This is a genomic window from Pseudorhodoplanes sp., from assembly GCF_035565855.1.
In the GTDB taxonomy this organism is placed as follows: Bacteria; Pseudomonadota; Alphaproteobacteria; order Rhizobiales; family Xanthobacteraceae; genus Pseudorhodoplanes.
Map to the genome: position 1 here is coordinate 1 of NZ_DATMRX010000351.1, position 5,043 is coordinate 5,043.

Annotated in this window: 5 protein-coding genes, 1 tRNA gene and 1 pseudogene; 4 read left to right on the plus strand and 3 right to left on the minus strand. The window is 62.3% G+C overall.

What is annotated here, in order from left to right:
* Positions 1 to 151 (plus strand): annotated as a pseudogene (locus VN004_RS20145) (adenylate/guanylate cyclase domain-containing response regulator); the annotation flags it as partial.
* A gap of 802 nt (positions 152 to 953) precedes the next feature.
* Here VN004_RS20145 and VN004_RS20150 read toward each other — a convergent pair.
* A tRNA-Ser gene (locus VN004_RS20150) sits at positions 954 to 1,043 on the minus strand.
* Between the two features lie 71 nt (positions 1,044 to 1,114).
* Positions 1,115 to 2,002: a helix-turn-helix transcriptional regulator gene (locus VN004_RS20155; RefSeq protein WP_325613960.1), complete on the minus strand. Its 888-nt coding sequence runs from the start codon at positions 2,000 to 2,002 to the stop codon at positions 1,115 to 1,117.
* A 71-nt stretch (positions 2,003 to 2,073) separates the two neighbouring features.
* On the opposite strand from VN004_RS20155, the gene VN004_RS20160 reads away from it, so the two are divergent.
* The 3 genes from VN004_RS20160 to VN004_RS20170 are packed head-to-tail and all read left to right on the plus strand — an operon-like array spanning position 2,074 to position 4,355.
* Complete coding sequence (locus tag VN004_RS20160) at positions 2,074 to 2,766, plus strand: ABC transporter permease (protein ID WP_325613961.1); 693 nt, start codon at positions 2,074 to 2,076, stop codon at positions 2,764 to 2,766.
* 5 nt (positions 2,767 to 2,771) lie between these two features.
* Complete coding sequence (locus tag VN004_RS20165) at positions 2,772 to 3,494, plus strand: ABC transporter ATP-binding protein (RefSeq protein WP_325613962.1); 723 nt, start codon at positions 2,772 to 2,774, stop codon at positions 3,492 to 3,494.
* Positions 3,495 to 3,518: 24 nt separating this feature from the next.
* Positions 3,519 to 4,355, plus strand: a complete 837-nt coding sequence (locus VN004_RS20170) for an extracellular solute-binding protein (RefSeq protein WP_325613963.1) — start codon at positions 3,519 to 3,521, stop codon at positions 4,353 to 4,355.
* A 195-nt stretch (positions 4,356 to 4,550) separates the two neighbouring features.
* Here the strand turns inward: VN004_RS20170 and VN004_RS20175 are convergent.
* The coding region (locus VN004_RS20175; protein ID WP_325613964.1) for a TSUP family transporter at positions 4,551 to 5,043 on the minus strand (493 nt) is incomplete at its 5' end.

The following is a 5,043-nucleotide window of genomic DNA, read 5'->3' on the forward strand; positions in this document are numbered from 1 at the left end:
CTTCGGTCACGCGCTCGGCTTTGGTGTCGGGATCGCGCATGGATATGCGACGCTTGGCCGGATCGGATTTGAGGGGCGCTTCGACTATGCCGCGATCGGTACCGTTGTAATGCGGCGCGGCTGTGCGCGGAAGCAAAGAATGGGCAAATTCTCATAGAGCCGAAGGTCAAAGTCGCGATTGAGGAACGGTTCGACCTCGAGTCGGTCGGCGAATGCACGCTGAAGGGTCTTCAACGCCCGGTGCCGGCATTCAACGTCCGGCGGTCGCTTGGTTGATAGGCGTGCGATAGTGGCGGTCAGCTCATATAATATTTAAAATGTTACGGTTCGCATGAGAGATAAGGGGCAATTGGTCGGCGAGACCTAATTTCTGGAGTCATCAGCGTGACAACCGTCCGGTCAGTTGTCGCGCAAGGGCTGCCGATGAGCCCCATGATAGAATATCTTGGCCGATGTCGCCGGATAACGTCAGGGTTCAGACGCAAGCATTTCTCGGCGGTCTGTGTGATGGCCGGCTACGAAGAGGGCAAGAACGCCGCTGTAGAATGTCGCCGGAGTCATGATCGAATTGCGGGCTTGCCGGCGGGGGGCCTAGCTCGCCGGCGAGTGGCTGCTATTGCCGCCTTCTCTCCAGTCAGCGTTCGGGACGCGAAAAAGGAAACAAGCTGTGGTCTTCGTGACCGGAGACGACACGATCGCCTCGGGCATTGTGAGCAGCCTGAACCGGCCTCGCGGAAACGTAACCGGCGTCACTTTCTAAAGCTTTGTTGCTGGGAGCGTTTCGATTTGTTGAGCGCAATAGTCCCCTCAGGCAGGCCGATAGCAATTTTGAACGATCCAAATAGTCCTGAGAGCAACGCTCAGTCTCACGCCGCACGAATATCTCAACGAACTCCGAGGCTTTGCGGTAAATGATTGAAGCGAAATATCATAGTATATCAATGACTTATTCGTGGCGGAGAGAGAGGGATTCGAACCCTCGATACGGTTTCCCGTATACACGCTTTCCAAGCGTGCGCCTTCAGCCACTCGGCCACCTCTCCGTGGGCGTCCTTTTGGCCGCAGCCGCCGGGTTTTTCAAGCGCCCCGGGCCATATTTCGGAAGACGAACAGCTCAAACGACCAGTCTGATTTCGCCACACACCGATAGGTCGTAGCCGGCGAGCTCAGCGGCGCGCTGCCGGAACCGATCGGACCGCATAAAGCCGAACAGGGCCGATGGTCCGGGCAGAAAATAGTCGCGCTGGCGCAGAACGAGGTCGAAGCTCTCCCAGATCAGCGGCACGAAGTCGAGGCCGGCGGCCTCCGCCACGGCGCGCGTCGCAACGCCGCAATCGGCATGCCCGGCGCGAACGGTTTGCGCGACGTCTGCGCCCGTCGCGCAAGCCGTCCTCATCGTTCTGATGGTGCGGAGCTCGATCTGCTCTCTTGCGAGCTGGCTCAGCAATAGCAATTGCGCGCCGGCGCCCTCCTGCCGTTGGGCGAACCGAAGGTCCGTGCTCGCGATTTCGGCGATGGAAGCGATGCCGCGTGGATTTCCCTGTGGCACCAGCAGGCCCTGCTCGCGCCGCGCGAAGGCAATCACGACCGCGTCGTGCAGACCCGAGGCATGAGACACCGCTTCGACATTGGCGGGCCGGTCCGTTTCTTCAAGCGTATGCAGATGAATCGCCGCCATGATCACCTCGCGCCGTGCCAGGCGGCGAAGGCCGGTTTCGGAGCCTTCCGGCAGGCTTGCGAGCGCGGAGCCGCTTTCCCGGAGCGCCCATTCCAGCAGCGGATCGGTGCTGCCGCCGACGATCGGCGGCGCCGTTTCCTCAAACGATTTCAATGATGTAGGCATGCCCGATGCGACCCAGCGATCAAGCGCGGCTTTCGGGAAGAGCCAGCGTCCCGTGACCTTGCTGCAGGGGACGGCTCCGGCCGCGACCAGTTCGTAGAGCTTGCGTTCACTCAGCCGGAGGTAGGCGGCGGCCTCATCGGTATTTAGGAGATCTGACATGAATTGGACTGTATCAATATGAACATGTTCCAAAAATTGACCATGGGAGAGCCCAGTGCAACAGAAATCAGGTGCCGACCGATGCTTCAGCGCTAGATCTGATCCTGCGAGCCGACCCGGTTCTGCTCGCCATCGTCCGGCTGTCCCTGATCGTCAGCCTGTCGGCGGTGGTTTGTGCCGCCGCAATTGGAATACCGCTGGGCGCATTGATCGCGCTGACGAATTTCCGCGGGCGCAATGCCGTCATCGTGGTTCTCAATGCGCTGATGGGGCTACCGCCGGTGGTGGTCGGCCTTGTCGTCTATCTTCTGTTATCGCGGTCGGGGCCGCTCGGCAGCCTCGGCATTCTCTTCACGCCCGGGGCGATGATCATCGCGCAGACCATTCTCGTGGCGCCGATCATTGCGGCGCTGGCGCGCCAGACCATCGAGGATCTGTGGACCGAGTATCGCGACGAACTTCACGCGATGAATGTCGGTCCGGTGCGCCGCGTCCTTACGCTGATTTCCGACGCGCGATTTTCCCTTGTGACAGCGCTGCTTGCGGGCTTCGGACGGGCGGCTGCTGAGGTTGGCGCGGTCATCATCGTCGGTGGCAATATCGACGGCTTCACCCGCGTCATGACGACCGCGATCGCGCTTGAGACCTCGAAGGGCAACCTTCCTCTGGCCATTGGTCTGGGCATTATCCTGCTCACTCTGGTGCTGATCGTGAATGCCCTGGCCTGGGGCGTGCGTCGCGCCGGCGAGCGTTTTGCGGGATGATGCCGATGCGCGCGCCCGCCACCGATCTGCCGTTAATGCTCGAAGACGTGTCGTTGCTCGCGCGCGAGGTGACGATCCTCGACCATGTTTCGCTGACATTCGCGACCGGAGCACCGACGATGCTCGTCGGCCCGAACGGGTCGGGTAAATCGAGTCTGATGCGGGTTGCGATGGGCCTGGTGCCGCCGAGCCGCGGCCGCGTCACCTATGGCGGACGCACCGACGTGCCGCCGACGCGACGCGCGATCGTGTTCCAGCGGCCGGTCATGCTGCGCCGCTCCGCTGCCGGCAATCTGACCTATGCGCTCGCGGCCGCCGGCATGCCACGCGCCGAGCGTGACGCGGCTGCGCAGGAATTGCTCGACCGCGTCGGTCTCGGCGCTCTGGCGGACCGCCCCGCGCGGCGCATGTCGGGCGGCGAGCAGCAGCGGCTCGCGATCGCACGCGCGCTTGCGAAAGAGCCCGAGATTCTCTTCCTCGACGAACCGACCGCAAGCCTCGATCCCGCCGCCACCAAGGCGACCGAGGACATCATTGCCGGCATTGCCGCGCGCGGCATCAAGATCGTCATGGCCACGCACGATCTCGGCGAAGCGCGACGGCTTGGCGGCGAGATCGTGCTGATGAACAGAGGCCGCATCGTCGAGATCGCCGATACGCAAACCTTCTTCACCTCGCCTGGGACCGACGCTGCCCGTCGCTTTGTCGCCGGCGAACTGCTCGTCTGAGAGAGTAACAACCGGAGGAAAGACATGATTCATCGCCGCAACCTCATCGCATCCGGCGCGGCGGCGCTGATCGCGGTGGCTTCGCCCGCGCTCGCGCAGGAGAAATCGATCGTGGTGTCGTCCACGACCTCGACCACGGATTCCGGCCTGTTCAACCATTTGCTGCCGCTGTTCAAGAAGAAGACCGGGATCGACGTGAAGGTGGTGTCCCAGGGTACCGGACAGGCGCTCGATACCGGGCGGCGCGGCGACTCCGATGTGGTGTTCGTGCATGCGCGCCCGCTCGAAGAAAAATTCGTCGCCGAAGGCTTCGGCGTGAAGCGGTTCCCGGTGATGTATAATGACTTCATCCTGATCGGGCCGAAGAGCGATCCGGCCGGCGTCAAGGCGTCGAAAGACATCGTTGGTGCGCTGAAGGCGATCAAGGGCAAGTCCGCGCCGTTCATCTCGCGCGGTGACAAGTCCGGCACGCATGTCGCCGAGCTCAATCTGTGGAAGCAGGCCGGAGTGGATGTTGCCGGTGCCGACAAAGGGGATTGGTACAGGGCGATCGGGCAGGGCATGGGTGCCGCGCTCAACACCGCGTCGGCCGCCAATGCCTATGTGCTCGCCGATCGCGGCACCTGGCTGAACTTCAAGAACCGGGGCGATCTCGAGATCGTGGTCGAAGGCGACAACAAGCTGTTCAATCAATACGGCGTCATTCTGGTCAATCCCGAGAAGCATGCCAACGTCAAGAAGGCGGAAGGTCAGGCCTTCATCGATTGGCTGATTTCGCCGGAAGGCCAGAAGGCGATTGCGGACTACAAGATCAACGGTCAACAGCTGTTTTTCCCGAACGCGAACGCCTCGGGGGTGTGAATTCTGCGCGAGAATTACGGGCTTGCGTCTTTGGGCTTCTTGCGCGCAGCCTGCCATCCGGCGCGTGCCACATCGGCGTTGATGACAAGTCCGACGATCAAGTCCGTCAGCTGCAAGCCGGTGGATTGATCGGCCCGCGGCGGGTGCGACGAGCCAGGATGGTCGGATACGGAGTACCCGTTAGCTGTGCATCGGTTACCAAAGCCGATACCACGCAAATATCAAGCGCATTCCGGCGACAACAAGAACCAAGAACAGAACGATGCGCAAGTTCGCCGGTGACAGGCGGCTGAGTGCGAGCCATGAGCCGAGGAGCCCGCCGAGCGCGGCAGCCAGCAACCACAGCGGCAATTGCGGTGGTAGGCCCGGCAGGGTCGCCCAGGCGCCGGCTAGGGCCGCGGCTGAATTCAGCAGATTGAAGTTCGCTGAGATCGCGGCAGCCTGCCGCGTGGTCGCCCATGCAAACGAGATGATCAGCGGCGCGATAAAGATGCCGCCACCGACGCCGGTCACGCCGGAGACGAAGCCCACGATGCCGCCGGCTGCAAGCGAGGGAAGGAACGGCGGCTCGGCCACCGCGGACTCGGGCAATGGTGCCGTGCGCTTTGGCCGGATGAGTTGCCATGCTGCCAGCAGAAGCAGCAATCCCACCACGGGCATGTAGACGAGACCAGGCAAGTTGAGCGCG

Coding starts and splice junctions, on each gene's coding strand:
- VN004_RS20155 (WP_325613960.1), bottom strand. CDS start 2,002: ATGTCAGATCTCCTAAATACCGATGAGGCCGCCGCCTACCTCCGGCTG.
- VN004_RS20165 (WP_325613962.1), top strand. CDS start 2,772: ATGCGCGCGCCCGCCACCGATCTGCCGTTAATGCTCGAAGACGTGTCG.
- VN004_RS20170 (WP_325613963.1), top strand. CDS start 3,519: ATGATTCATCGCCGCAACCTCATCGCATCCGGCGCGGCGGCGCTGATC.